At 73.3% G+C, this 26,905-nt stretch carries 20 protein-coding genes and 1 riboswitch; of the genes, 9 read left to right on the forward strand and 11 right to left on the reverse strand.

Annotated features, from left to right (window positions below):
- The first annotated feature begins 180 nt into the window (after positions 1–180).
- From cbiE to ABZW30_RS10235, 5 genes are read left to right on the forward strand one after another with little or no spacing between them, the layout of a single operon-like run.
- Positions 181–1,419: a precorrin-6y C5,15-methyltransferase (decarboxylating) subunit CbiE gene (gene cbiE, locus ABZW30_RS10215; protein ID WP_355670594.1), complete on the forward strand. Its 1,239-nt coding sequence runs from the start codon at positions 181–183 to the stop codon at positions 1,417–1,419.
- The gene (gene cobM / locus ABZW30_RS10220; RefSeq protein WP_355670595.1) at positions 1,416–2,177 is read left to right on the forward strand and encodes a precorrin-4 C(11)-methyltransferase; all 762 of its coding nucleotides are present in this window, start codon (positions 1,416–1,418) and stop codon (positions 2,175–2,177) included. Before cbiE ends, cobM begins: the two co-directional genes overlap by 4 nt.
- Positions 2,174–2,914, forward strand: coding sequence for a cobalt-precorrin-6A reductase (locus tag ABZW30_RS10225; RefSeq protein ID WP_355670596.1), 741 nt, complete (start codon positions 2,174–2,176; stop codon positions 2,912–2,914). Before cobM ends, ABZW30_RS10225 begins: the two co-directional genes overlap by 4 nt.
- A gap of 58 nt (positions 2,915–2,972) precedes the next feature.
- Positions 2,973–3,476 (forward strand): DinB family protein, encoded by a 504-nt coding sequence (locus ABZW30_RS10230; RefSeq protein WP_355670597.1) that lies wholly within the window; start codon positions 2,973–2,975, stop codon positions 3,474–3,476.
- Positions 3,477–3,516: 40 nt separating this feature from the next.
- A complete protein-coding gene (locus tag ABZW30_RS10235; protein ID WP_355670598.1) occupies positions 3,517–4,023 on the forward strand; it encodes a protein phosphatase in 507 nt (168 codons plus the stop codon).
- 34 nt (positions 4,024–4,057) lie between these two features.
- Here the strand turns inward: ABZW30_RS10235 and ABZW30_RS10240 are convergent, their stop codons facing one another.
- Both ABZW30_RS10240 and ABZW30_RS10245 read right to left on the reverse strand, forming a co-directional pair.
- Positions 4,058–5,587 carry a UDP-N-acetylglucosamine 1-carboxyvinyltransferase gene (locus ABZW30_RS10240; protein WP_355670599.1) on the reverse strand — a complete coding sequence of 510 codons (1,530 nt, stop codon included), beginning with the start codon at positions 5,585–5,587 and terminating at the stop codon, positions 4,058–4,060.
- 161 nt (positions 5,588–5,748) lie between these two features.
- On the reverse strand, positions 5,749–6,894 hold the full coding sequence (locus ABZW30_RS10245; RefSeq protein WP_355670600.1) for a cobalt-precorrin-5B (C(1))-methyltransferase: 1,146 nt from the start codon (positions 6,892–6,894) through the stop codon (positions 5,749–5,751).
- A gap of 351 nt (positions 6,895–7,245) precedes the next feature.
- On the opposite strand from ABZW30_RS10245, the gene ABZW30_RS10250 reads away from it, so the two are divergent.
- Positions 7,246–8,985 carry a TIGR03767 family metallophosphoesterase gene (locus tag ABZW30_RS10250; protein ID WP_355670601.1) on the forward strand — a complete coding sequence of 580 codons (1,740 nt, stop codon included), beginning with the start codon at positions 7,246–7,248 and terminating at the stop codon, positions 8,983–8,985.
- 195 nt (positions 8,986–9,180) lie between these two features.
- Here the strand turns inward: ABZW30_RS10250 and ABZW30_RS10255 are convergent, their stop codons facing one another.
- From ABZW30_RS10255 to ABZW30_RS10265, 3 genes are read right to left on the reverse strand one after another with little or no spacing between them, the layout of a single operon-like run.
- A complete protein-coding gene (locus tag ABZW30_RS10255; RefSeq protein WP_355670602.1) occupies positions 9,181–10,698 on the reverse strand; it encodes a precorrin-2 C(20)-methyltransferase in 1,518 nt (505 codons plus the stop codon).
- The gene (locus tag ABZW30_RS10260; RefSeq protein ID WP_355670603.1) at positions 10,695–11,321 is read right to left on the reverse strand and encodes a precorrin-8X methylmutase; all 627 of its coding nucleotides are present in this window, start codon (positions 11,319–11,321) and stop codon (positions 10,695–10,697) included. The genes ABZW30_RS10255 and ABZW30_RS10260 overlap by 4 nt, the downstream gene beginning before the upstream one ends.
- The gene (locus ABZW30_RS10265; protein WP_355670604.1) at positions 11,318–12,562 is read right to left on the reverse strand and encodes a hypothetical protein; all 1,245 of its coding nucleotides are present in this window, start codon (positions 12,560–12,562) and stop codon (positions 11,318–11,320) included. Before ABZW30_RS10265 ends, ABZW30_RS10260 begins: the two co-directional genes overlap by 4 nt.
- A 292-nt stretch (positions 12,563–12,854) precedes the next feature.
- Positions 12,855–12,940, forward strand: a riboswitch (cobalamin riboswitch).
- Positions 12,941–13,094: 154 nt separating this feature from the next.
- Between ABZW30_RS10265 and cobN the strand changes: the two genes are divergently transcribed.
- Both cobN and lnt read left to right on the forward strand, forming a co-directional pair.
- Entirely contained in the window at positions 13,095–16,706 is a 3,612-nt protein-coding gene (cobN, locus tag ABZW30_RS10270) for a cobaltochelatase subunit CobN (RefSeq protein ID WP_355670605.1), read from the forward strand.
- A gap of 108 nt (positions 16,707–16,814) precedes the next feature.
- Positions 16,815–18,425 carry an apolipoprotein N-acyltransferase gene (lnt, locus tag ABZW30_RS10275; RefSeq protein ID WP_355670606.1) on the forward strand — a complete coding sequence of 537 codons (1,611 nt, stop codon included), beginning with the start codon at positions 16,815–16,817 and terminating at the stop codon, positions 18,423–18,425.
- Between the two features lie 36 nt (positions 18,426–18,461).
- On the opposite strand, the gene ABZW30_RS10280 is transcribed toward lnt, so the two are convergent.
- From ABZW30_RS10280 to gdhA, 4 genes are all read right to left on the reverse strand, one after another.
- Complete coding sequence (locus tag ABZW30_RS10280) at positions 18,462–19,226, reverse strand: VOC family protein (protein WP_355670607.1); 765 nt, start codon at positions 19,224–19,226, stop codon at positions 18,462–18,464.
- Between the two features lie 90 nt (positions 19,227–19,316).
- Entirely contained in the window at positions 19,317–20,225 is a 909-nt protein-coding gene (locus ABZW30_RS10285; protein WP_355670608.1) for an NADP-dependent oxidoreductase, read from the reverse strand.
- A gap of 237 nt (positions 20,226–20,462) precedes the next feature.
- Positions 20,463–21,338, reverse strand: a complete 876-nt coding sequence (locus ABZW30_RS10290) for an AraC family transcriptional regulator (RefSeq protein WP_355670609.1) — start codon at positions 21,336–21,338, stop codon at positions 20,463–20,465.
- Between the two features lie 119 nt (positions 21,339–21,457).
- Positions 21,458–22,855 carry an NADP-specific glutamate dehydrogenase gene (gene gdhA / locus ABZW30_RS10295; RefSeq protein ID WP_355670610.1) on the reverse strand — a complete coding sequence of 466 codons (1,398 nt, stop codon included), beginning with the start codon at positions 22,853–22,855 and terminating at the stop codon, positions 21,458–21,460.
- 300 nt (positions 22,856–23,155) lie between these two features.
- On the opposite strand from gdhA, the gene ribA reads away from it, so the two are divergent.
- Positions 23,156–23,785 carry a GTP cyclohydrolase II gene (ribA, locus tag ABZW30_RS10300; protein WP_355670611.1) on the forward strand — a complete coding sequence of 210 codons (630 nt, stop codon included), beginning with the start codon at positions 23,156–23,158 and terminating at the stop codon, positions 23,783–23,785.
- A gap of 50 nt (positions 23,786–23,835) precedes the next feature.
- Here the strand turns inward: ribA and ABZW30_RS10305 are convergent, their stop codons facing one another.
- Positions 23,836–25,953, reverse strand: coding sequence for an EAL domain-containing protein (locus ABZW30_RS10305; protein WP_355670612.1), 2,118 nt, complete (start codon positions 25,951–25,953; stop codon positions 23,836–23,838).
- A 142-nt stretch (positions 25,954–26,095) separates the two neighbouring features.
- The gene (locus ABZW30_RS10310; protein ID WP_355670613.1) at positions 26,096–26,902 is read right to left on the reverse strand and encodes an SAM-dependent methyltransferase; all 807 of its coding nucleotides are present in this window, start codon (positions 26,900–26,902) and stop codon (positions 26,096–26,098) included.
- Positions 26,903–26,905 lie beyond the last annotated feature (3 nt).

A 26,905-nucleotide genomic window follows, 5' to 3' on the forward strand; every position in this document is an offset into this window, starting at 1 on the left:
GGTGACAACGTTCAGCTGACGGCTTTCAGCGTTCAAAGTCTGAAATCTGTCCGCTGAATTCTGTCCGCCGCCGCCCGTCGCCCGTCACCTCCCCGGAGACCGGCCGCAAACGGCCAGGTAGGCTGCCCCGGCTGGTAGATCCACAACGCATTGGCCCGCCGAACGACGAGGAGCCACCCGGTGCCCGAGCTGCCCCCTCCGATCACCGTCGTCGGGATCGGGGCCGACGGCTGGCCCGGCCTGGCCGCGACCTCCCGGGCCGCACTGCAGTCCGCCGAGGTGGTCATCGGCGGCCCCCGGCAGCTGGACCTGCTCCCCCATGACCAGGTCGCCGCCGAGCGCGTGCCCTGGCCGTCCCCGCTGCGCCCGGCCGCCCCCGGGCTGCTCGCCGCCCACGCCGACCGCCGCGTCGCCGTCCTGGCCAGCGGCGACCCGATGTTCTACGGCATCGGCCGCACTCTCGCCGAGACCGTCGGCGCCGAGCGGCTGCGCGTACTGCCGCACCCCTCCTCGGTCTCCTTCGCCTGCGCCCGGCTCGGCTGGCCGCTGGAGGCCACCGAGGTGATCAGCTTGGTCGGCCGCCCGCTGGACACCCTCGCGCTCGCCCTCCACCCCGGCCGCCGACTGCTGGTGCTCAGCGCCGACGCCGCCACCCCGGCCGCCGTCGCCGCGCTGCTCACCGGGCACGGGTACGGTGCCGCCCGCCTGTGTGTCCTCGAACAGCTCGGCTCCCCTGCCGAACGCCTGCTCGACGGCCCCGCCGACGGCTGGCCGCACCCGGCCGGCGATCCGCTGAACGTCATCGCCGTCGAACTCGGCGACGGCCCCCGCAGCTCCCTCGTCCCCGGCCTGCCCGACGCCTCGTACGAGAGCGACGGCCAGCTCACCAAGCGGCACGTGCGCGCCGCCACCCTCGCCACGCTCGCCCCCTCCCCCGGCGAACTGCTCTGGGACGTCGGCGGCGGCTCCGGCTCGATCGCCATCGAGTGGCTGCGCGCCCACCGCGACTGCCAGGCCGTCAGCATCGAACGCGATCCGGTCCGGGCCGAGCGCATCGCCCGCAACGCACGCCGGCTCGGCGTGCCCCGGCTTCGGGTCGCGACCGGCCCCGCCCCCGCCGCGCTCGCCGAACTCCCCAGCCCTGACGCGGTGTTCATCGGCGGCGGCCTCACCGCGCCCGGCCTGCTGGACAGTTGCTGGGCCGAGCTGCGACCCGGCGGCCGGCTGGTCGCCAACACCGTGACGCTGGAGTCCGAGGCGCTGCTCACCGAGTGGTACCGGCGCCACGGCGGGGAGCTCGTCAAACTGGCCGTCGCCCACGCCGTCCCGGTGGGCGGCTTCACCGGGTGGCGGCAGGCCATGCCGGTCACCCAGTGGTCCGCCGTCAAGCCCAACACCCCCCAGGAGGACGCCTCGTGACCGTCTACTTCATCGGAGCCGGCCCGGGCGCCGCCGACCTGATCACCCTGCGCGGCCAGCGCGTCCTGGCCCGCGCCGAGGTCTGCCTCTACGCCGGCAGCCTGGTCCCGCGCGAGCTGCTGGACGAGTGCCCGTCCGGTGCCCGTCTGATCGACACCGCCCAGCTCAACCTGGACCAGATCACCGCCGAGCTGCTCGCCGCCCACCAGGCGGGCCAGGACGTGGCCCGGCTGCACTCCGGCGACCCGTCCGTCTTCTCGGCCGTCGCCGAGCAGATGCGCCGCCTGGACGCGGCCGGCGTCCCGTACGAGGTGGTCCCCGGTGTGCCCGCGTTCGCCGCCGCCGCGGCCGCGCTGAAGCGGGAGTTGACGGTGCCGACCGTCGGCCAGACCGTGATCCTCACCAGGATCGCCAAGCGCGCCACCCCCATGCCCGAGGGCGAGGACCTCGCCACCCTGGGCCGCAGCGGCGCCCTGCTGGTGCTGCACCTGGCCGCCGGGTACGTGGACGACGTGGTCGAGCAGCTGCTCCCGCACTACGGCACCGACTGCCCGACCGCCGTGGTCGCGATGGCCAGCCGCCCCGACGAGCTGGTGCTGCGCGGCACGCTCGCCGACATCGCCGAGCAGGTCAAGGCCGCGGGCGTGGTCCGCACCGCCGTCATCATCGTCGGCCGGACGCTCGCCGCCGAGCAGTTCCGCGACAGCCACCTCTACTCGGCGGACCGCGAGCGCCCGCACGAGCCCTGCGGCGCATGACGCGGCACATCCTGATCCTCGGCGGGACCACCGAGGGGCGGGCGCTGGCCGCCGCCCTCGCCCCGTCCCCGCACAAGGTCACCAGCTCGCTGGCCGGCCGGGTCGCCCGACCCCGGCTGCCCGCCGGGGAGGTGCGGATCGGCGGCTTCGGCGGACCGGAGGGCTTGGCCGCCTGGCTGCGCGGCGAACGGGTGGACGCCGTGGTGGACGCCACCCACCCGTTCGCCGCCGGGATCTCGCACAACGCCGCCCTCGCGGCCGCCGCCACCGACGTGCCTCTGCTGGTGCTGCGCCGCCCCGGCTTCACCCGCGTCCCCGGGGACCACTGGCACCCCACCCCCTCGCTCGCGGCCGCCGCCGACCTGTTGCCGGGCCTGGGGCGGCACGTCTTCCTCACCACCGGGCGACAGGGCATCGCCGCCTTCGCCCACCTCGACGGGGTCCACTTCCTCGCCCGCTCGGTGGACCCGCCCGAGCCGCCGTTGCCACCCTCCTTCGAAGTCCTGCTGGACCGCGGGCCGTTCACGCTGGACGGCGAGCGGGCCCTGCTGCGCGAGCACCGGATCGACGTCCTGGTCACCAAGGACAGCGGCGGCGCCGCGACCGCGCCCAAGCTCACCGCCGCCCGCGAACTCCGGCTGCCGGTGGTCATGGTGGAGCGTCCGCCGGTCCCGGACGGCGTGCCGGTCGCGCCGGACGTACCGGGCGCGGTGCACTGGCTGGAGCAACTGCCGTAGGGCGTCCACCCAGTGAAATGGCCGGGCGGTCGGCGGAGCCGCCCGGCACGATGACCCGATGACCGATGATCAGCGCACCACCACCCTGCGCACCGCCGACGAACGGGCCACCCTGACAAGCTTCCTGGACCACCAGCGCGACACCCTCGCGATGAAGTGCGCCGGCCTCACCACCGAACAGCTGCGCACCCGCGTGCTGGAACCCTCCAGGCTCTCCCTGCTCGGCCTGGTCCGCCACCTCGCCGAGGTGGAGCGCAGCTGGTTCCGCAACGTCCTCAACGACGAGGCCAGGCACGGTTTCTGGAAGCACCCCGACGGTTCCCTCGCCGAGTTCGCCGTCGAGACCGCCGACCCCGAGGAGGCCTTCGCGGCCTGGCGCCGCGAGTGCGACCACGCCCGGGAACTCGTCGCCGCCACCGAGTCGTTGGACGTCCTGGGCCGTTTCGGCGAGGAGGTCTTCTCGCTGCGCTGGATCCTCACCCACATGATCGAGGAGTACGCCCGCCACAACGGCCACGCCGACCTCCTGCGCGAGCACCTCGACGGCACCACCGGCGAGTAGCGCGGCGGCACCGGGGCGGGCGGGTCAGGAGGGAGCAGGGGTGCGAACCCGCCAGAAGGAACGCAACACCCCCGGGCCGTCCGAACCCTGGAACGAGATCATCCCCGGGCTCTGGATGGGTGGGCACTACTACACGCCGCCCGGTGGCGAGCTGGAACTCGCGATCGTCCAGCGCGAGTTCGACCTGGTGGTGAGCCTGTTCACGCTCCCCGGGCACGGCCCGGCGCGACAGGTGGAGCACATCGTCCGGGAGGTGCCGGACGACCCGCTCTCCCCCGGCCAGCTGCTCGCCGTCCAGGAGGCCGCCGAGCTCACCGCGGCCGCCGTCCGCCGGGGCCGTCGGACGCTGGTGCGCTGCCACTCCGGGTACAACCGCTCGGGTCTGGTGGTCGCGCAGACGCTGGTCGACCTCGGACACGAGAGCGGCGAGGCGATCCGGCTGATCCGGGAGCGGCGTTCGCCCTGGGCGCTGAACAACCCGGTGTTCGTGGACTACCTGAACACCGGGTTGGACGTCGCCGTGCTGCTGACCGGCCTCAACGGGTGAGACCGGTCAGCTCGATGACAGATCGTCAGGACTGTCAGATGTCGCGGAAGGTCTCGATCTGCGCGCCGATCGAGTTGAGGCGCTCGGCCAGGTCCTCGTAACCGCGGTTGATGACGTAGACGTTGCGCAGGACGGAGGTGCCCTGGGCGGCGAGCATGGCGAGCAGGATGACCACGGCCGGGCGCAGCGCGGGCGGGCACATCATCTCGGCGGCGCGCCAGCGGGTCGGGCCCTGGACCAGCACGCGGTGCGGGTCGAGCAGCTTGACGTCCGCGCCGAGCCGGGTCAGCTCGGTGAGGTAGATCGCGCGGTTGTCGTAGACCCAGTCGTGGATCATCGTGGTGCCGTGCGCGGCCGCGGCTATGGCGGCGAAGAACGGCACGTTGTCGATGTTGATGCCGGGGAACGGCATCGGGTGGATGGTGTCGATCGGCGCGGTCAGCTTGGACGGGCGCACGGTGAGGTCGACCAGGCGGGTGTGGCCGTTGTGGGCCCGGTACTCCGGGGTCCGGTCATAGTCGAGGCCCATGCCCTCCAGCACCGCGAGCTCGATCTCCAGGAACTCGATCGGCACCCGACGGATCGTCAGCTCGGAGGAGGTGACCACGGCGGCGGCGAGCAGGCTCATCGCCTCCACCGGGTCCTCGGCCGGGGTGTAGTCGACGTCGCAGGTGATCTCCGGGACGCCGTGGACGGTGAGGGTGGTGGTGCCGATGCCCTCGATCTTGACGCCCAGCTCCTCCAGGAAGAAGCAGAGGTCCTGGACCATGTAGTTGGGCGAAGCGTTGCGGATGACGCTGACGCCGTCGTGCCGCGCGGCGGCCAGCAGGGCGTTCTCGGTGACGGTGTCCCCGCGCTCGGTCAGCACGATCGGGCGGTCCAGCGGGGCGCCGGGCTCGACCGAGGCGTGGTAGGCGCCGCCGGTGGTGGCGACCTCCAGGCCGAAGCGGCGCAGCGCGGTCAGGTGCGGCTGGACGGTGCGGGTGCCGAGGTCGCAGCCGCCCGCGTACGGGATGGCGAAGCGCTCGGCGCGGTGCATCAGCGGGCCGAGGAACATCAGCACGCTGCGGGTACGGCGGGCGGCCTCGACGTCCATCGCGGCGAGGTCGAGCTCGGCCGGCGGGGTGAGTTCGAGGTCACGGCCGTCGTTGATCCAGCGGCTCTTGACGCCGATGCTGGTGAGCACTTCGAGGATGCGGTAGACCTCCTCGATCCGGGCGACGCTGCGGATCGTGGTGCGGCCGGTGGTGAGCAGCGAGGCGCAGAGGATCGCCACGCAGGCGTTCTTGCTGCTGCGGACGTCGATCGCGCCGGAGAGTCGGGTGCCGCCGGTGACGCGCAGGTGCATCGGGCCGGAGTAGCCGAGGGAGACGATCTCGCTGTCGAGGGCATCGCCGATGCGGGCGATCATCTCAAGGCTGACGTTCTGCTTGCCCTGTTCGATGCGGTTGACCGCGCTCTGGCTGGTGCCGAGTGCCTCTCCGAGCTGCGCCTGGGACCAGCCACGGTGCTGGCGCGCGGTACGGATGAGGGTGCCGATACGGTTGAGGTAGTCGCCTGTCACCCGCCAGACCATATCTCATGGTTGAGATTGCGACAGAATCAAGGGCGTACACTGCGCCACTTTTGTCCGTTTCTCATCCCGTATGAGTGCCAGATCTTCACATCACCGCGCGATACTGCTGAGCTTCTGCTGCACGAGCGAGGCACTCAACTCGACGCCCCTCAGGGCCCGAGCGGTTCCGCGCGACCGACGACGGTGCCCGCGCGGTCGATGCAGATGACGTCCACCGTGACCGGCGAGCCCAGCAGCACGTCCAGCGCGGTCGCTCGGGCCGCCTCGGCGACCAGGTCCCCGAGCGGCACCCCGGCCGCACGGCACAACTGCACCGCCTCCAGCCCGGTGTTGGCACCTGCCACCGTCCGGGCCAGCTCCTCGTCCGCCCCACCGCGGCGGGCCAGTTCGGCCAGATAGCCCTTGTCCACCTGGGAGCGCGCGGAGTGCAGGTCGAGGTGGCCGTAGGCGAGCTTGGACAGCTTGGCGAAGCCGCCCGCGATGGTCAGTCGGGGCACCGGGTGGCGCTTGAGGTACTTCAGGACGGCGCCGGCGAAGTCGCCCATGTCGAGCAGCGCGTCCTCGGGCAGTCCGTGCACCGCGACGGCGACCTTCTCCGAGGTCGAACCGGTGCAGCCCGCCACGTGGGTGCGCCCCGCCGCCCGGGCCACGTCCACACCTCGGCGGATCGAGTCGATCCAGGCCGAGCAGGAGTAGGGGACGACGATCCCGGTGGTGCCGAGGATGGAGAGTCCGCCGAGGATGCCCAGACGCGGGTTCCAGGTCGAGCGGGCGATCTCCTCCCCGTGGTCGACGGAGACCTCGACCACCACGTCCCCGCTGCCGCCGTGCGCCGCCGCCACCTCGGCCACCGCGTCCCGGATCATCTGCCGGGGCACCGGGTTGATCGCGGGTTCGCCGACCGGCAGCGGCAGGCCCGCCTTGGTGACCGTCCCGACCCCGGGCCCCGCCCGGAACACCACCCCGACACCGGGTTCACCGGCCCGTACGGTCGAGCGGATCAGCGCGCCGTGGGTGACGTCGGGGTCGTCCCCGGCGTCCTTGACCACCCCGGCCATGGCGCTGACCGGCCGGCCGTCGGAGGTCTCCAGTTCCTCGGCCGCGAGGGCGAAGGCAGGCTGCTGCCCCTTGGGGAGGGTGATGGTCACCGGGTCCGGGAAGTCGCCGGTGAGCAGCGCGGTGTAGGCGGCCTTGGTGGCGGCGGTGGCGCAGGCGCCCGTCGTCCAGCCGTGCCGCAGGCCGCTGCTCTTCAGCTGGCCGGCCCGGCCTCCCGCCTCGGCTCCCGCTGCGGCCACCTGCGCCCCACTTCCGAACGTCCGAGCGTCGGACCGCGCTCGCGCGCCGTCCCGCTTGCCTCGGCGGCCGCACCGGCCGTCGCCGCCGATTTTCCCCCATCCCTCCGGCTCCGCCCCGACCGGGGTGACGGCGGGCGTCCCGGCCCGCCCACGGCGGCCGCCCCGCGTGCGAGCTGCGCGGCAGGCGCCGCCCCCCGTTCCCGAGAAGTTCTCTGCACGGGCCTAACACCCTGCTCCTACCCGTGGGTAATCTGGCGGTCCGCCAGAAGCGCGGGTTCATGACACTCAGGTCCGGTGGACGGGGCGCTCGCCCGACCGGGCCATCAGTATGTGGGGGTTTTTGTGGCAGGCATGAGACGTCGTACGTTCCTCACGGGTACGTCGGTGGCCGCCGCCTGGTCGGCCCTGTCTCTCGGTGGCGCCCAGTTCGCCTCGGCCGCGGCGCGCGATCGGGCGCTGGCGACCACGGCCGCGCGGGCGGTCAAGGTCACCGGCACCACCTTGGAGCAGGTGGCCACGCCGGTCGGCACCGGCTCCTACAAGCGGCTGACCGCCGGACCGGGCTGGCCGCTGGTGGTGCGCGGGGACCTCGCGGCGCCGGGCGCCGGGCGGGACGACCGCCGCACCGGACTGGCCAGCTTCGTCCAGTTCAGCGACCTGCACCTGGTGGACACCGAGTCCCCGGTGCGATTCGAGTTCCTGGCCAAGAGCAACGGCAGTGCCTACCGGCCGCAGGAGGCCCTGAACGCCCGCGGCGTGTCGTCCCTGGTCGAGCGGGTCAACTCGCTCGACGGCGGCCCCTACACCGGCATGCCGTTCAGCATGGTGATGGCCACCGGCGACAACACCGACAACCACGAGCTGGCCGAGCTCGACTGGTATCTCACGGTCATGGGCGGCGGGCGGATGGCCCAGAACACCGGTGACCCCAGCCGCTACGAGGGCGTGCAGAACTCCGGCAACTCGGCCTTCTGGAACCCCGAACTCGCCTACAACGACAGTTACAAGGCGAAGGGCTTCCCGCAGATACCCGGCTTCCTGTCCGCCGCCGGCCGGCCCTTCGACGCGCCGGGCCTGCGCACCCCCTGGTACACGACGGTCGGCAACCACGACGACAGCATCGAGGGCACGCTGCCGGACTTCGGGCTGCTGAACGACCTCTACACCGGCGAGTTCAAGCTGGAGGGCTGCGACGACGCGACCGCGGCCCAGCTGATGGACTCGCTGCGCCGCGACCCGGCGGGCGCCGTCCTGCTCCTCGCCAAGCTGCTCGCCAGCGGCGAGGCGGTGCGCCAGGTGACCCCGGACGAGCGCCGGCACCCGTTCACGCTCAAGGAGTTCGCCCAGGCCCACCTCGACGCGGCCGTCACCGGCGCGGGCCCGCACGGGCACGGCTTCACCTCGGACATGGTGAGCAGTGGCAAGCTCTACTACACCTTCCGGATCTCGGAGAAGGTGGTCGGCATCAGCCTGGACACCACCAACCAGGCCGGGTTCGCCGACGGCTCGCTGGGCACCGCCCAACTGCGCTGGCTGGAGCAGCAGTTGAAGGCGCACAGCGGGCACTGGTACGACACCAACGGGAACCGGGTGACGGGCGGCAGCACCGACGACCTGATCCTGGTCTTCAGCCACCACACCAGCGGCTCGATGGGCAACCTGCTGCCGGACCCGCGCAACATCTTCGAGAAGCGGCACGACGGCAACGAGCTGGTCGCCCTGCTGCAGCGCTACCCGAACGTGGTCGCGTGGGTGAACGGGCACACCCACATGAACAAGATCACGGCGCACGGCCACCAGGTGCCGGAGCGGGCGTTCTGGGAGATCAACACCGCCTCGCACATCGACTACCCGCAGCACGGGCGCATCATCGAGGTCGCGGACAACGGGGACGGCACGCTCTCCCTGTTCACCACGCTGATCGAGTCCTCGGCGCCGTACGCGACCGATTTCGACAGCACCTCGGACGCCAACCTCGCGGCGCTGTACCGCGAGCTGTCGTACAACGACCCGAACGGGAGGGTCTCGGCCCTGCTGGGCGCCGGGGAGGACCACAACACCGAGCTGCTGATCACCAAGCCGACCCGGTGACGGGCGGCAGCCGGCGGTCTGACACGGGCTGACCACCGGCGGCTGATGACCACTGCCGACCGCTGACTGCCGGCCGCGAACAGCAGACAGAAAACAGATGACAGCTGACAGATTTCGAAATCTGTCAGCTGTCATCTGTTTTCTGTCATCTGTCGACTGTCATCCGTCAGTCGTCCACCATCGGCGCCCCGCCCGTCACGCCTCCGGGTAGCGCCGAGGCGTCCAGACGACCTCCACGCCGCCGCCCCGCTCGACCGCCTGGGTCTGCGAGGAGCCGATCAGCAGGATCGTCCGCATGTCGACCAGCGCCGGGTCCAGCTCGCCCAGCTCGACGATCCGGATCCGCTCGGTCGGCCCGCCGACGTCACGCGCCATCACCACCGGGGTCTGCGGCGCACGGTACTCCAGCAACAGGTCCCGGGCCAGGCCGACCTGGGTGGTGCGGGACTTCGAGCCCGGGTTGTACAGCGCCAGCACGAGGTCCGCCTCAGCGGCGGCGCGCAGCCGCTTGGCCACCACCTCCCAGGGCTTGAGCCGGTCCGACAGCGACACCGTCGCGTAGTCGTGCCCCAGCGGGGCCCCGGCCCGGGAGGCGGCCGCGTGGGCGGCGGTCATCCCCGGGAGCACCCGCACCGGCACGTCCCGGTACACCTCCTCGCAGGCGACCTCCAGCACCGCGGTGGCCATCGCGAAGACGCCCGGGTCGCCCGAGGAGACCACCGCGACCCGGTGCCCGCGCCGGGCGAGCTCCAGGGCGAACTCGGCGCGCTCCGACTCCACCTTGTTGTCCGAGCCGTGCCGCCGCTGCCCCGGCCGCTCCGGCACCCGGTCCAGGTAGGTGGTGTAGCCGACCAGGTCGGTGGCCTCGGCCAGCGCGCCGCGCGCCTCGGGGGTGAGCCAGAGCGGCCCGGCCGGCCCGGTGCCGACCACGGCCACACTGCCCGTGCCGTCCGACAGCCGCACGGTCGGCTCCAGCGGTGCGACCTTGCTCGGCAGCACCGCCACCGAGAAGTACGGGACGGTCTCGCCGTCGACCTCCGCGAGCGGCGCGATGCGCTCCCCCGCCATGAAGGCGCGCTCGACGTACTGGGCGTCCGCCAGCCGTCCGGCCCGCTCCAGCGCCCGCCGGACGGTCGGGAAGGTGCGGCCCAGCTTCATGATCACGGCGGAGTCGGCGGAGGCGATCCGCGCCGTCAGCTCCTCCTCGGGCAGGGTGCCCGGGATGACGGTGAGCGTCTCCTCGGCCTCGGTCAGCGGCTGTCCGAGCCGGGCCGCCGCCGCACTGACCGAGGTCACGCCGGGCACCACCTCGGTCGGGTAGCGGTGCGCCAGCCGCTTGTGCATGTGCTGGTAGGAGCCGTAGAACAGCGGGTCACCCTCGGCGAGGACCACCACGTCGCGTCCGGCGTCCAGGTGGGCGGCCAGCCGGGCGGCGGCCTCCTCGTAGAACTCGTCCAGCGCGCCCCGGTAGCCGCCCGGATGGTCGGCGGTCTCGACGGTGAGCGGGTAGACCAGCTTCTCCTCGATCTGACCGCCCATCAGATACCGCTCGGCGATCGAGCGCGCGATGGAGCGGCCGTGCCGGGCACTGTGGTACGCCACCACGTCGGCCTTGCCGATGAGTTCGGCCGCACGGACGGTCACCAGCGAGGGGTCGCCCGGGCCGAGGCCCACGCCGTACAGTCGGCCGACGGTGGCCTGATGCTCCGTCACTCTTCTTCGCTCGCAATCGCGTTGATGGCGGCGGCGGCGATCGCGCTGCCACCGCGCCGACCGCGCACCACCAGGTGCTCCAGGCCGGACGAGTGCTCGGCCAGCGCCTGCTTGGACTCGGCGGCGCCGATGAAGCCGACCGGGACGCCGATCACCGCGGCCGGGCGCGGCGCGCCCGCCTCGATCATCTCCAGCAGGCGGAACAGCGAGGTCGGCGCGTTGCCGACGGCGACCACCGCGCCCTCGAGGCGGGGCAGCCACAGCTCCATGGCCGCCGCGCTGCGGGTGTTGCCCATCTTCCGGGCGAGTTCGGGTACCGACGGGTCGGTGAGGGTGCAGATCACCTCGTTGTCGGCGGGCAGCCGCTTGCGGGTGACGCCGCTCGCGACCATGTTGACGTCACAGAGGATGGGCGCACCGGCGTGCAGCGCCGCGCGTGCCGAGGCGACCACGCCGGGCGAGTACACCAGGTCCTCGACCAGGTCGACCATCCCGCAGGCATGGATCATCCGCACCGCGACCTGGGAGACGTCCGCCGGGAGGGCGGCCAGATCGGCCTCCGCACGGATGGTGGCAAAGGACTGGCGGTAGATGGACGCGCCGTCCTTCTCGTACTCGATCACTTCGTGGTCCTCCTGGCCTCGGCGACCGCCTCGGCCATCTGCTCGTTCCTCACGTCCACGGAAGAACCCGCGGTCGTCGCCGGCCCCTTGACCGTCACCCGGTAGCCGTGCCCGGTGGCGAGCACGTCCACCCATCGCCCGGCCGGGTGGCCGCAGCGCCGTTCACAGCCGGACCAGTGAACCGGCAGTCCGCCCGGTCCGGACGCCGACGCCCGGGCCGCGTCCGACTCCAACGCCCGGGCCGCGTCCGCCCGGACGTCGGCCAGCGACTTGGCGCAACCCGGCAGGCCGGTGCAGGCGGTGGCCCGCTCCCAGGCCGAGCCGGGCACGGTCCGGAAGCCGGCCGATTCCAGCGCGGGCAGCCGGTCGGCCGGAGCGCCGGGCAGCACCGCGCCGCGCCAGGGGGTCAGCCGCAGCTCACCGGCCGAGGCGGCGACCAGCGCACGCCACTGCGCGGCGCTCGCCCGCCCGAAGCGCATGCCCAGCGAGAGCCCGCCGGGCAGCGCGCCGACGGCGGGCGCCGCACCGGTGAGAGCAGGCAGCGGCACCGCGCCGGCCGGCAGCAACTCGGGCACCTCGCGCAGGTGCCAGGCCTTGCGGCCGGCGGTCCGCAGCGCGTCCAGGAAGGCGCGGGCCGCGTCCAGTACGGCCGTCACCTCCCGCCCGGGCTCGACCGGGTGCCCGTCGGCGGCGCGCCCGAGGCGCAGTACGGCGGGCCCGCCCGAAGCTGCGATCAATGTCACATCGGCGTCGAGCGCGGCGACGTCGCCCCGCCCGTCGTCCAGCGCGAACAGGAACTTGCCGGAGAGTGCTGCCGCCCAGTCGCTCGCGCACAGCCGCGCGTCCAGTTCCCGTACCCAGGCCTGCACATCGGCCGAATCGACCGGGCCCAGCCCCGCCAGCGGCGAGGCGACGATGTTGCGCACCCGCTCGTGTGTGTCGGAGGGCAGCAGGCCGACGGCGCGCAGCCGGTCGGCGAGTTCGGCGCCGCAGTCCGCGGCCAGGCCGCGGAGTTGGACGTTGCCGCGTGAGGTGGTCTCCAACTCACCGTCACCCAGGGCCTCTGCCGCCTCGGCCAGCGCCAGTGCCTGACGGTCAGTCAGCAGGCCGCCGGGCAGGCGGACCCGGGCGAGGGCTCCGTCGTCGGCCGGATGCAGACGAAGCGCCCCGGGGCAGGCGTCCGCGCGCCCCCGGTCGGGCACCGCGGCGCCCGGCGCGGTGGCGTCGGGTGTCGGTGGCATGGCGGCGAGCATACAGATGATCCGATCGGTTGCCTCCGTCCGCTGCATCACACCCGGCATCACCCGGAGCCACCCGGCAGCACACCCGGCTCGCGCCTCGGCCCGCACGCCCACTCGCACGCCCGCCGGGCGCACCGGAAGGTGCGCGGCCCCCCGCGGCCCGCCGCGACCGCCCGTACACCGCCCCCGCACCGGACGTGGCGGAGCTCGCCCTCCCCCAGATCAGCCGCACCCCGTACGATGCTGGCGGGCGGTCCCAGCGGACCGTCCGTACGCCAGCGACGGCGCAGGGGAGGAAACCGGTGCAAGCCCGGTGCGGTCCCGCCACTGTGACCGCGGTTCACCGGGAGACCGGTCGGCCGCGGGAGCCAGGAACTCCCGCCGTCCTCCACCGGCCCGGGGCGCGGACCCCGAGGAAGGCAGAAATGCACCCGCGCTGTCGCATGCCCGCGCCCGTGTCCCCGGCCACCACCGCGGCCACCCCGGCCATCCCGGCCGCCCTGGCCACCGACGAGGCCGGGAGGGCCTTCACATGATCCTGCTGCTGTCGACGTCCGACACCGACCTGCTCAGTGCCCGTGCCTCGACCGGCCCGGTCCCGTACCGGCTGGGCAACCCGGCCCGGCTGTCCCCCGAGGACCTGCCCGAGCTGCTGGAGGGCACCGAACTCGTGGTGGTCCGTCTGCTCGGCGGGCGCCGTGCCTGGCAGGAGGGCCTGGACGCACTGCTGGCCGGCCCCCGCCCGGTGGTCGTGCTGACCGGCGAGCAGGCCCCCGACGCCCAGCTGATGGAGCTGTCCACCGTCCCGGCCGGCATCGCCGCCGAGGCGCACGCCTACCTCGCCCACGGCGGCGCGGCCAACCTGGCCGAGCTGGGCGCCTTCCTCTCCGACACCGTGCTGCTCACCGGCCACGGCTTCGCCCCGCCCGCCTCCGCCCCGGCCTGGGGCCCGCTGGAGCGCACGGCCACAGTGACCGAGGGCCCGACCATCGCGGTGCTCTACTACCGCGCCCACCACATGAGCGGGAACACCGCCTTCGTCGAGACGCTCTGCCAGGCCGTCGAGGACCAGGGCGCCCAGGCCAGGGCCTACTACTGCGCCTCGCTGCGCGGCGCCGAGCCCGAGCTGCTGGCCGCGCTCGGCGAGGCCGACGCGATCGTCACCACGGTGCTGGCCGCCGGCGGCACCCGCCCGGCCGACGCCCAGGCCGGCGGCGACGAGGAGGCCTGGGACGCCGGCGCGTTGGCCGCGCTGGACCGCCCGATCCTGCAGGCGCTCTGCCTCACCTGGTCGCGCGCCCAGTGGGAGGCCAGCGACGACGGCCTGTCCCCGCTGGACACCGCCACCCAGGTCGCGGTGCCGGAGTTCGACGGCCGCCTCATCACCGTCCCGTTCTCCTTCAAGGAGCTGGACGAGGACGGCCTGACCGTCTACGCCGCCGACCCGGAGCGCGCCGCCCGCGTCGCCGGCACCGCCGTCCGGCACGCCCGGCTGCGGCACACCCCGGCCGCCGAGCGCCGCCTCGCGCTGGTGCTGTCCGCCTACCCGACCAAGCACGCCCGGGTCGGCAACGCCGTCGGCCTGGACACCCCGGCCAGCGCGGTGCGCCTGCTGGAGCGGCTGCGCGCGGAGGGCATGGACCTCGGGGACGACCTGCCCGTGTTCGACGACGGCGAGGGCGGTCACGAGGGAGACGCGCTGATCCACGCCCTGATCGCGGCTGGCGGCTACGACCAGGACTGGCTGACCGAGGACCAGCTGGCCCGCAACCCGGTCCGCATCCCCGCCGCCGACTACCGCCGCTGGTACGCGACGCTCCCGCAGGGCCTGCGCGAGCAGGTCGAGGAGCACTGGGGCCCGGCCCCCGGCGAGCTGTACGTCGACCGCTCGCAGAACCCGGACGGCGACATCGTGCTCGCCGCGATCCGCTCCGGGAACCTGCTGGTGCTGATCCAGCCACCGCGCGGCTTCGGCGAGAACCCGGTCGCCATCTACCACGACCCCGACCTGCCGCCGAGCCACCACTACCTGGCCGCCTACCGCTGGATCGAGGCCGCGCAGGAGGACGGCGGCTTCGGCGCCCACGCCGTCATCCACCTCGGCAAGCACGGCAACCTGGAGTGGCTGCCCGGCAAGACCGCCGCGCTGTCCGCCGAGTGCGGGCCGGACGCCGTGCTCGGCGACCTGCCGCTGATCTACCCCTTCCTGGTCAACGACCCGGGCGAGGGCACCCAGGCCAAGCGCCGCGCCCACGCCACCCTGGTCGACCACCTGGTGCCGCCGATGGCCCGCGCCGACTCCTACGGCGACATCGCCCGCCTGGAGCAGCTGCTCGACGAGCACTCCAACATCGCCGCGATGGACCCGGCCAAGCTGCCCGCGATCCGCGCCCAGATCTGGACCCTGATCCAGGCCGCCAAGCTGGACCACGACCTCGGCCTGGACGAGCGCCCCGAGGACGACGGCTTCGACGACTTCCTGCTGCACGTCGACGGCTGGCTCTGCGAGGTCAAGGACGCCCAGATCCGCGACGGCCTGCACGTCCTCGGCCAGGCCCCGGCCGGCACCGACCGGGTCAACATCGTGCTCGCCATCCTGCGCGCCCGGCAGATCTGGGGCGGCGTGAGCGCACTGCCCGGTCTGCGCGAGGCGCTCGGCCTGGACGAGGCCGCGCTCACCCTCGGCGCCACCGACGCGGCCGAGGCGCAGGCCCGCGCCCTGGTCGAGGCGATGGAGGCCGAGGACTGGGTGCCCGAGGCGGTGGAGAAGGTCGCCGCAGGGCAGCCGGAGGCCGTCCGCGAGGTGCTGACCTTCGCCGCCACCCAGGTGGTGCCGCGCCTGTCCGCCACGACCGACGAGCTGGACGCCGTGCTGCACGCGCTCCAGGGCGGCTTCGTCCCCGCCGGGCCGTCCGGCTCGCCGCTGCGCGGCCTGGTCAACGTGCTGCCCACCGGCCGCAACTTCTACTCCGTCGACCCGAAGGCCGTGCCCAGCAAGCTCGCCTGGGAGACCGGCCAGGCGCTCGCCTCCTCGCTGATCGACCGCTACCGGGCCGACAACGACGGCGCCTTCCCGCCCTCGGTCGGGCTCTCGCTCTGGGGCACCAGCGCGATGCGCACCGCCGGTGACGACATCGCCGAGGCCTTCGCCCTGCTCGGCGTCCGCCCGGTCTGGGACGACGCCTCGCGCCGGGTCACCGGCCTGGAGCCGATCCCGCTGGACGAGCTGGGCCGCCCGCGCATCGACGTCACGCTGCGCATCTCCGGCTTCTTCCGGGACGCCTTCCCGCACGTGGTCGCCCTGCTGGACGACGCGGTGCGCCTGGCCGCCGCCCAGGAGGAGGCCGACGCGGACAACTTCGTCCGGGCCCATGTGCAGGCCGACCTCGCGGTGCACGGCGACGAGCGCAAGGCCACCGTCCGGGTCTTCGGCTCCCGGCCGGGCACCTACGGCGCGGGCCTGCTCCAGCTGATCGACAGCCGGGACTGGCGCACCGACGCCGACCTGGCCGAGGTGTACACGGTCTGGGGTGGCTACGCGTACGGCCGCGGGCTGGACGGGCGCCCGGCGCGCGAGGAGATGGAGACCGCGTACAAGCGGATCACCGTGGCCGCGAAGAACACCGACACCCGCGAGCACGACATCGCCGACTCGGACGACTACTTCCAGTACCACGGCGGCATGGTGGCCACCGTCCGCGCCCTCACCGGCAAGGCGCCGACCGCCTACATCGGCGACTCCACCCGCCCGGAGACGGTCCGCACCCGCACCCTGACCGAGGAGGCCGCCCGCGTCTTCCGCGCCCGGGTGGTCAACCCGCGCTGGATCGAGGCGATGCGCCGCCACGGCTACAAGGGCGCCTTCGAGATGGCCGCGACGGTCGACTACCTGTTCGGCTACGACGCCACGACCGGTGTGGTCGCGGACTGGATGTACGAGAAGCTGACCCAGGAGTACGTCCTCGACCCGGTCAACCGGGAGTTCCTGGCCGGCGCCAATCCGTGGGCGCTGCACGGGATCAGCGAGCGTCTGCTGGAGGCGGCCGGACGCGGGCTGTGGGAGCAGCCGGACCCGCAGCTGATCGAGCAGCTGCAGGCCGCGTTCCTGGAGACCGAGGGCGACCTGGAGGGCGACGAGGGCTGACCGCCCCGTCGGCCCGAGGCCCGCGTGTTCGAAACGTGGTGTTCCCGTCATCCATTCGGGTGACGGGAACACTGGTGGCGCTCTGCGCCCAAGCGGACAATACGGGGCATGTCGCGTCGCATCGCTCCCGCCGGCCAAGCCCTGAGCACGACCGCCACCCCGGACGCCACCTCGCCCTCCACTTCGCCCGCCGGGGAACGGGAACCGCGCGCGCCGCACCGGTACCGGGCGCGGCTCGGGGCGCTTGCGGCCGGGGCGGTGCCGGTGCTGGCGTTCCCCGCGCCGGGACAGGCCTGGCTGGCGTGGGTCGCGCTCGTCCCCGGGCTGCTGCTGATGCAGCGGGCGCCGTCCGGGCGGGAGGCGGCGGTGCGCGGCTGGTGGTTCGGGGCGGGGTTCATCCTCACCGCGATGTACTGGCTGGTGCCGTCCATCGGGCCTGGGCTGCCGGTGCTCGCGGTGCTGTTCGGGGCGCTGCAGGCGGCGGTCGGGTACGCGGTGCACCGGCTGCTGCGCCCGCCGCTGGCCACCCGTCGGGCGCTGCTGGCGCTGCTGGTCGTCCCGGCGGTGTGGGTGACCACCGAGTACGCGCGCTCCTGGCAGGCGCTCGGCGGGCCGTGGGCGCTGCTCGGCGCCACCCAGTGGCAGCACCCGGCGATCCTCGGGCTGGCCTCGGCGGGCGGGATCTGGCTGGTCAGCGCGGCGGTGGCGGCGGTGAACACCGCGGTGCTGATCGTGCTGACCGCCGTGCACCGGCAGCCCCGGGCGGCCGCGGCGATGGCCGCCGTGCTGGTGCTGGCCGCCGGTCCGCTGCTGTTCGCGCTGCGCCAGGCGCCGGTCCGCACCGGCGCCGTGACGGTGGCGCTGGTCCAGCCGGGCACCGTGGAGGACCCGCAGGCCCGGTTCGACGCGAGCGCCCAGGCCACCGCCGCCCTGGTCGGGCAGCCGGTGGACCTGGTGGTGTGGGGCGAGAGCAGCACCGCCGCCGACCTGGACCACGACCCGGTCACACTGGACGCGCTGCGCCGGCTGGCCGCGACCACCGGCGCCGAGATCATGGCCGGGGAGGACGCGCGCAAGGCGGACGGCCGGATCTCCAAGGACGCGGTGCTGGTCTCCCCGTCGGGCGTGGTGGACCGCTACCGCAAGATCCGGCTGGTGCCCTTCGGCGAGTACATCCCGCTGCGGCCGGCGCTCGGCTGGATCGCCGGGGTCAGCCGGGCGGCGGGCGAGAACCGGGTGCCCGGCACCGCCTTCCACCTGCTGCCGGCCGTCGACCGGGCGGGCGGGCCGCTGCCGGTCGGGGCGCTGGTCTGCTTCGAATCGGCGTTCCCGGACATGGCCCGGACGGCGGCGCTCGACGGCGCCCGGGTGCTGGTCTACCAGTCGTCGACCTCGACCTTCCAGCACACCTGGGCGCCCCAGCAGCACGTGGCACTCGCGGCGATCCGGGCCGCCGAGACCGGACGTCCGGCCGTACAGGCCTCGCTGACCGGCGTCTCCGCCGCCTTCGACGCCCAGGGGCGGGAGCTGGCCCGGCTCGGCACCGACGGCACCGGGGCACTGACCATACGGCTGCCGCTCACCGCGTCCGGGACGCTGACCTGGTACGACCGGATCGGCGACGTGGTGCCGATGGGCGCGCTGCTGGTCACGGCGGGGGCGGCGGTGGGCGGGTGGCGCGCGCGGGCCTCGCGGCGCTCGGCTCGTCGCTTCGGCTAGAGCGCTCTGCTCGGGGCCTGCGCCGGAGCCCTCCGCTCAACTGTCCGCGGGAGCGCTGTAGACACCGAACGCGGCGCCCTGAACGTCGCGCAGCACGGCGATCCGCCGGCCGCCCGGCATGGAGTAGGAGGGCATCAGCACGTCCGCGCCGAGGCTGACCGCCCGGTCGACGGTGTTGTCGACGTCGGCCACCGAGAAGTACGGCAGCCAGTGCGGCGGCACCGACGGAGGGAAGTCCTCGCCCATCACCAGCATGCCGCCGAAGTCCTGGCCGTCCAGGCCCCACTGGGTGTAGCGCTCGGACGGGGCGACGGACCAGCCGAAGACCGCCGGGTAGAAGGCGGTCGCGCCGGCCCGGTCGCGGGTGAGCAGTTCCACCCAGCCGAGCGAGCCGGGCTCGTTGAACACGTCGGCGCCCGGGAAGGCGCGGGCCTGCCAGAGGATGAAGACCGCGCCCGACCGGTCGGCGGCCACCGAGAAGACGCCGAGGTCGAACACATCGGTGGGCTCCTTGAGGATGCGGCCGCCCTCGGCCTCGATCCCCGCGGCGGTGGCGGCGGCGTCGGCGACCGCGAAGGCCACCGTCCACGCGATCGGCTGCTGCGGCCCGTAGCGCGGGGTGATGGCGGCGGCCGAGGCGTCGCCGAGGAACATCTGGGTGTAGTCGCCCGCGTCGGGGCGGACGCCCCTGTCCGGGCGCCAGCCGAACAGCTCGCTGTAGAAGGTCGTGGCGGCGGCCGGGTCGGAGGTGCCCAACTCGACCCAGCACGGGGCGTTGGTGGTGACGGAGGTCTGCTTCATGGCTCTTGCTCTCCGGATGCTGTTTCTTCGTCAGGCTTGTTTCGGGTCGAGCTTGTACGGCGTTGTACGGCGATCAGGCTTGTGCGGCGGTCAGGCGACTTCGAGGACGACCTTGCCGCGGGCGTGCCCGGACTCGACCGCGGCGACCGCCTCGGCGGCGTGGGTGAGCGGGTAGCGGCCGGTGACCTGGGGGTCCAGGTCACCGGCGGCGACGAGTGCGGCCAGGGCGGCGAGGGTCTCGGAGGTGGTGGAGCGGGTGACGTACCGGCCGCCGAGTTCGGCGACGACCGCCGGGTCGGCGGTGCTGACCAGCTCGGTGCGGTCGCCGATCACGCCGGCCACGGCTCGCAGGGCGTCGCCGCCGATCAGGTCGAGGATGCCGTCGACGCCGTCGGGGGCCGCCGCGGCGATGCGCTCGGCGACGCCGTCGCCGTAGCGGACCTGGGTCGCGCCGAGGGACTCCACGTACTCGCGGTTGGCATCGCTCGCGGTGCCGAGCACGGTCAGGCCCTGGCTGCGGGCGATTTGGGCGGCGGCGCTGCCGACCCCGCCGGCGATGCCGAGGATCAGCAGGGTCCGGCCGGCACCGAGGCCGAGTTGACGGACGGCGTCGTCGGCGGTGGCGACCGAGACGCAGAGCGTCGCGGCCCGGTCGAAGCCGACGGCCTCGGGCTTGAGGGCGCTCAACTCGGCGCGCAGCAGGGTCTGTTCGGCGAAGGCCCCGGCGGCGACCAGGCCGAACACCTCGTCGCCCGGAGTGAAGCCGGTGACCCCGGGGCCGACCTGCTGCACCACACCGGAGGCCTCCTGGCCCATGACGGTGGGGAGTTGGCGCTCGCGGCCGAGGAAGCCCCGGCGGACCTTCCAGTCCACCGGGTTCACCCCCGCGGCGCGGACCACGATCGCCAGTTGGCCGGGGCCGGCCTCCAGCGCGGGGCGGTCGAGGAACTCCTGTGTCTCCGGTCCGCCGTAGTCGACGAAGCCGAACGCCTTGGCCATCGGTGATCCCACTCCTCGGGTAGCGGCCTGCGGCCCCTGCTCCCCCGCCCCAGCATGCGGGGCGTGACGGGGCGGCGGCGGGCGCTGGTGGGCCGAACGGGGGTGGGGCGAGTGGATGGACGGCCGGGCGGGCCAGTGGGCGAACAAAAGACAGTCGACAGATGACAGATTTCGAAATCTGTCATCTGTCGACTGTTGGTTGTCAGCGGTCAGCCGTTACCCGCCACCCGCCGACCGTCAGCCCCGCACGGCCCGCGCCACCGGGATCCAGAGCTCCGCCTCGGCGTCGCCCGTCCCCGGGACGAAGCGGGTCTTCAGGACCTCCGGGCCCGGCCGGGCCTCGTACGGGTTGGACGGGAACCACTGGCTGGCCACATCCCCCCACATCTCCTGCAGCGCCTGCGGGAACGCCCCCTTGTTGGTGAACACCGCCCACGTCCCGGCCGGGACGTGCAGGACCTCCAGGTCGTCCGGGACGACGGCGTCCTCGCGCGCCACCACCGCGTGCCAGTAGTCGAGTTCGGAGCCCTCCTCGCGGTTGGGCGAGAAGTCGTCGGTCACCGAGACGATGCCGATCGGGTCCTTGCCGGTCAGCGCCGTGATCCGCTCGACGGTCTCCGCGCCGAGCCCCTTGATGAACTCCGCGATGTGCGGGTTGACCCCCAGGTAGATCAGGGGCACCCGGGCCTTCCGGCCGACGATCCGGAAGTCCGGCTTCTCGACGATCCGGTATTCCATACTGCTGCTTCCCTCCACGATGAGTCGGAAGGACATCCGGGCCTGGGAGGTGAGCACCGCACCGTCACGCCGGGCCTCCCCCGGCCCGACTCCGTGCATCGCCCGGAACGCCCGGGCGAACGCCTCGCCCGAGGTGTAGCCGTACCGGACCGCGATGTCGAGCAACGTCCGCTCACCGTCGAGCACTTCGGCCCCGGCGACGGTCAGCCGCCGACGCCGGATGTACTCCGACAGCGGCATCCCGGCGAGCATCGAGAACAACCGCCGGAAGTGGTACTCCGACGTCATCGCGATCCGCGCCAGCTCGGCCACGTCGATCTCACGGTCCAGGTTCCGGTCGATGCTCTCCATCGCCCGGTTCAGGTGCTCCAGCACGCCGACCCCGCCCTTCCCTTACTGATCACCACCGTAGGAAGGACCCACCTTGCCGCACCCGACAATCGGTGCCCGCTCCGGTCGGGTACCGATCGCCGGGTGACCGGCACAGGAGGGGCTCAGACCACACCCTGGGCCAGCATCGCGTCCGCGACCAGCTCGAACCCCGCGATGTTGGCGCCCACCACGTAGTCACCGGGGTGGCCGTGGCGCTCGGCGGTGGTGAAGCAGGAGTCGTGGATGTGCTTCATGATCCCGGCCAGCCGCTCCTCGGTGCGCTCGAAGCTCCACGAGTCGCGCGAGGCGTTCTGCTGCATCTCCAGCGCGCTGGTCGCGACGCCACCCGCGTTCGCCGCCTTGCCCGGGCCGAAGGCCACCCCGGCCTCCTGGAACACCCGCACCGCCTCGGGGGTGGTGGGCATGTTGGCGCCCTCGGCGACCGCCAGCACGCCGCTGCGCACCAGGGCGAGCGCGTCGGCCTCCGTCAGCTCGTTCTGGGTGGCGCAGGGCAGCGCGACGTCACAGGGCACGCTCCACACCCCCGGGCCCTCGACGAACCGCACGTGGCTGCCGCGCAGTTCGGCGTACTCGGCGACCCGGCCGCGCCGGACCTCCTTGACCTCCTTGAGCAGGTCGAGGTCGATGCCCTTCTCGTCCACCACGTAGCCGGAGGAGTCGGAGCAGGTGAGCACCGTCGCGCCGAGCCGCCGCGCCTTCTCGATCGCGTACAGCGCCACGTTGCCGGAGCCGGAGACGACCACCCGGCGCCCGTCCAGGCTCTCGCCCCGGCTGTGCAGCATCTCGGCCGTGAACAGCACGCAGCCGTAGCCGGTGGCCTCGGTCCGGACCTGCGCGCCACCCCAGCCGAGGCCCTTGCCGGTGAGCACGCCGGCCTCGTAGCGATTGGTGATGCGCTTGTACTGGCCGAAGAGGTAGCCGATCTCCCGGCCGCCGACGCCGATGTCACCGGCCGGGACGTCGGTGTGCTCGCCGAGGTGGCGGTACAGCTCGGTCATGAAGGACTGGCAGAACCGCATGACCTCGGCGTCCGAGCGGCCCTTGGGGTCGAAGTCGGAGCCGCCCTTGCCGCCGCCGATGGACAGGCCGGTGAGCGCGTTCTTGAAGATCTGCTCGAAACCGAGGAACTTGACGATGCCGAGGTTCACCGAGGGGTGGAAGCGCAGCCCGCCCTTGTACGGGCCGAGGGCGCTGCTGAACTCGACCCGGAAGCCGCGGTTGACGTGGATGTCGCCGGAGTCGTCGGTCCACGGCACCCGGAACATCAGCTGCCGCTCGGGCTCGCAGATCCGTTCGATGATCCGGGCGTCGCGGAGTTCGGGGCGGTGCGCGAGCACCGGGGCGAGGGTCTCCAGCACCTCGTGGACGGCCTGGTGGAACTCCGTCTCGCCCTTGTTGCGGCGGACCACGTCCGCGTAGAGGGCCTCGATCGCGCGCTGTTCGGCGTCGAACCGGGGCTGGGTGGCGGGGGCGGAGGTGGTGACGCGGCTCGTGGGCATCTGATCAGGACCTTCCGTGGTCGTCGGTGGTCGTGCGCGAAGCGTTCCCGTGCCCAGGAAACGGGAGGAAGTCTCGCAGTGTCCACACCTCGGCTCCCACCACTTCCACATCTTGGAACGCCGGACGGGAACAGGTGAGACGGCTGGGGTGTTGTCCGCCTCCGCAGTCGGGCCGGTCACCGGCGGTACGCAGTTGTTCAAATTGGAACGACCGAGTACGGTCGACATCCGACCCATCCGGATCCCTCCGGATCCGGGCCGATCCAACCCGGTCCACCCCCGATCGACGGAGGCCCACCCATGCCTCAGCCCGGCTCCGCCACGGTGCGCTCGCGCGTGCGCATCCCGCTGACGTTCCCCGACGGCTACCGCACCGAAGCGGAGGTGTTCACCTTCCACGGTCTCGCCGACGGTGCCGAGCACCTGGCGCTCGCCCTCGGCACGGTCCCGGACGGCGGGACGCCGCTGGTGCGGCTGCACTCCGAGTGCCTGACCGGCGACGTCTTCGGCTCAGACCGCTGCGACTGCGGCCCGCAGCTGCGCGAGTCGGTGGAGCGGATCAGCGAGGCCGGCGGGTACCTGCTCTACCTTCGCCAGGAGGGCCGGGGCATCGGGCTGTACAACAAGCTCGACGCGTACGCCCTCCAGGACTCCGGGATGGACACCTACGACGCCAACACCGCCCTCGGCCTGCCCGAGGACGGTCGGGACTACACCGCGGCCGCCCAGATGCTCAACACGCTCGGCGCCCCCGGCATCGACCTGCTGAGCAACAACCCGGACAAGGCCGCCCAGTTGGCCGACCTCGGCATCACCGTCCGGCGACGGGTGCCGACCGGCGTCCACCTGTCGGCGAGCAATGTGCGGTACCTGACGGCGAAGGTGGAGCGGACGGGGCACTCGATCGAGCTCTCCCGGCTGGTGGGCTGACGGCCGGCAGCCGGCAGAGACCAGCGGACGGATACGGCCCCGAGGGCGGCTCAGCCCTCGACGGGACGGCCCTGCGGTTCCTCGACGATCCGGCGGGCGATCTCCGCCGGCCGCACCGGGCGGCCGAAGTGCCAGCCCTGCGCCCAGTCGCAGCCCATGGTGCGCAGCCGCTCGGCGTCCTTGCGGGTCTCCACGCCCTCGGCGGTGACGGTCAGCCCGAGCGCGTGTGCCATCGACACCAGGCCGCTGACGATCCGCCACCCGGTCGCGCCGTCCTTCGCCGGGTCGTGCAGGTCGCCGACGAAGGACCCGGCGATCTTCAGCCCGGAGACCGGCAGGTCGCGCAGGTAGGCGAGGTTGGACCAGCCGGTGCCGAAGTCGTCCACGGCCAGCGAGACGCCGAGGTCGACCAGCCCGTGCAGGGTGCGCAGCGCCTCGTCCTCGGGGCCGACCACGGTCGACTCGGTGATCTCCAGCTGCAGCCGGGACGGGTCCAGGCCGGTGCTGTCCAGGATCCGCCCGAGATCGGTGACCAGCGCGGCGCTGCGCGCCTGGCGGACCGCCAGGTTGACGTTCAGCTGCGGCGCGGCGTCGCCGTACTGCTTGATCCAGTCGGCGGCCTGGCCGCAGGCCTGCTCCAGCACCCAGCGGCCGAGCGGCATGATCAGCCCGGTCTCCTCGGCGGTGGTGACGAACTCGTCCGGGCCGAGCACCCCGAGTTGCGGGTGGCGCCACCGGACCAGCGCCTCGACGGCGGCCATCCGGCCGTCGGCGAGTTTGTAGAGCGGCTGGTAGTCGATGAAGAACTCGCCGCGGTCCAGGGCAGCCGGCATCCGGACCGACACCGCGTAGCGGCTGACCGCGCGGGCGTTCTCCTTCGGGTCGAACAGCGTCCAGCGGCCGCGGCCGGCCTCCTTGGCCCGGTAGAGCGTGAGGTCGGCGGCCCGGACGGCGGCGCCGGGGGTGGTCGTGGACACCCGCCGCTCCAGCACGCCGACGCTGGCGCCGACGGCGAGCTTGTGATCGCCGATCAGCACCGGCCCGGCCAGCGACTTGAGCACGGTCTTGGCCGCGGCCACCGCCTCCTGCTCGCCCCGGCAGTTCTCCAGCAGGACGACGAACTCGTCGCCGCCGAGCCGGGCCACCAGGTGGCCGAGCGGGTTGAGGGCGGCCTTCAGCCGGGCGGCGACCGCGGACAGCAGCTGGTCGCCCATGTCGTGGCCGAGGCTGTCGTTGACCACCTTGAAGCCGTCGAGGTCGACGTAGCAGAGGCCGAACCGGGCGCCCGGTTCCGGCTCCTCGAAGAGCTTCTCCAGCCGTTCGAAGAAGGCGGCGCGGTTGGGGAGGCCGGTCAGCGGGTCGTGCGTGGCCTGGTGGCGCAGCCGCTCCTGGAGCCGGTAACGGTCGGTGATGTCCTCCAGCATCGCGACCTGGTACTGCGGGACGCCGTCGTCGTCGCGGATCAGCGAGACGGTCAGGTGGGTCCAGACCACCTCCCCGTCCTGGCGGTAGTACGGCTTGTCGAACTGGAAGTACTCCCGCTTGCCGCTGATCAGCTCCCCGTACGCCTCCCAGACGCCCGGGGTGTCCTCGGGGTGGACGAGGTCGTCGACCCGGCGGCCGATCATGTCGGCCGGGCCCGCGCCGAACAGTTCCTGCACGGCCTTGTTGACGGCCAGGATGTTGCCGTCGGTGTCGCCGATGGCGATGCCGATCGCGGCGCTCTCGAACAGGGCGCGGAACCGGGCCTCGGAGGCGCGCAGCGCGCGCTCGGCCTCCTTGCGGGCGGCGTCGGCGGCGGTGCGGATGGCCTCCTGCTCGCACAGGGTGCGCTCGCGCAGGGCGTTGGCCCAGCCGGCCGCGAAGGCGCCGGTCAGCGCGGGGCCTCGCTCGTCGCCGATCGGCTGGGACTGGAGCAGTTCGACCGCACGCGCGAGCAGGGCCGGGTCGGTGAAGTGCGCGTCGATCAGTTCGGCGCCGGCCTGGGCGGCCAGCCGGGGCTCGAAGGGCTCCTCCCGCTGGGCCCGGTGGAGCAGTGCGGCGGTGCGCGCGACCAGCCGGCCGAGCAGGCCGGGGTGGACGGCGATGCCGTGGTCGGTGGAGAGCAGCCGGGACCAGTCCTCGTGGAACCGCTCGGCGGTGCCGTTCACCGGGGTGGTGCCGCTCATCCGACCCCCCCGGTTCTGCGGGCCGTTGCGCGCGTTCGCCGGCCCGCCGTACGCGTTCGCCGGCCGGTGGTGCACGCGACGGGAGAGCCGACGGCCGCCGCTCGGGGCGTACGGCCGTCGGTTGCTCTCCCGTGGCGACCGCTCAAGGGCGGAACCCCACGCCCGCCACCCCGGCGATCCGCTCGGGGTGCTCGCCGACCGTGTCCGGCTGGTCCGGGCGCCACTGCGGCAGGTGGACCACGCCCGGCTCGACCAGCTCGAAGCCGGCGAACATCTCGTTGACCTGCTCGCGGGTGCGCATGGTCAGCGGGGTCGGGGTCATCCGGTAGAGCTTCTGGTGGTCCTCGGCCTGGTCCGGGCGGGCCTCCAGGGAGGCGTGCGAGAGGACCAACGCACTGCCGGCGGGGAGCGCGTCGCGGATCACGCCGATCAGCTTCCAGGGGTCATCGTCGTCGCTGACGAAGTGGGCGACGGCCACCAGCAGGACGGCCACCGGCTCGCCGCCGGACAGCAGCCCGGTCACCTCGGGGCGGGCCAGCAGGTCCTCGACGTCGCGCAGGTCGGCCTGGACGACGGCGCTGTGCGGGTCGTCCAGGAGCAGCAGGCGGCTGTGGGCGACGGCGACCGGGTCACGGTCCACGTAGACGACCTCGGCCTCGGGCCGGATCGCGCGGGCGACCTCGTGCACCGCGCCGAAGGTGGGGATGCCGGAGCCGATGTCCAGGAAGCGGGTGACGCCGCGCTCGGCGAGGAAGGTCACCGCGCGGCGCAGGAACGCCCGGTTGGAGCGCATGGTCTGCGGCAGCTCGGGCCACAGGGCCAGCGCCTTGCGGGCCATCTCCCGGTCGACCTCGAAGTTGTGCGAGCCCCCCAGGTAGTAGTCGTAGACCCGCGCGGCGTTCGGTTTGTCCAGGTCCGTGCCCTCCGGTACCCAGCTCGGTCGCCGCATGCC

This window comes from Kitasatospora sp. NPDC004669, from assembly GCF_040609455.1.
Lineage (GTDB): Bacteria > Actinomycetota > Actinomycetes > Streptomycetales > Streptomycetaceae > Kitasatospora.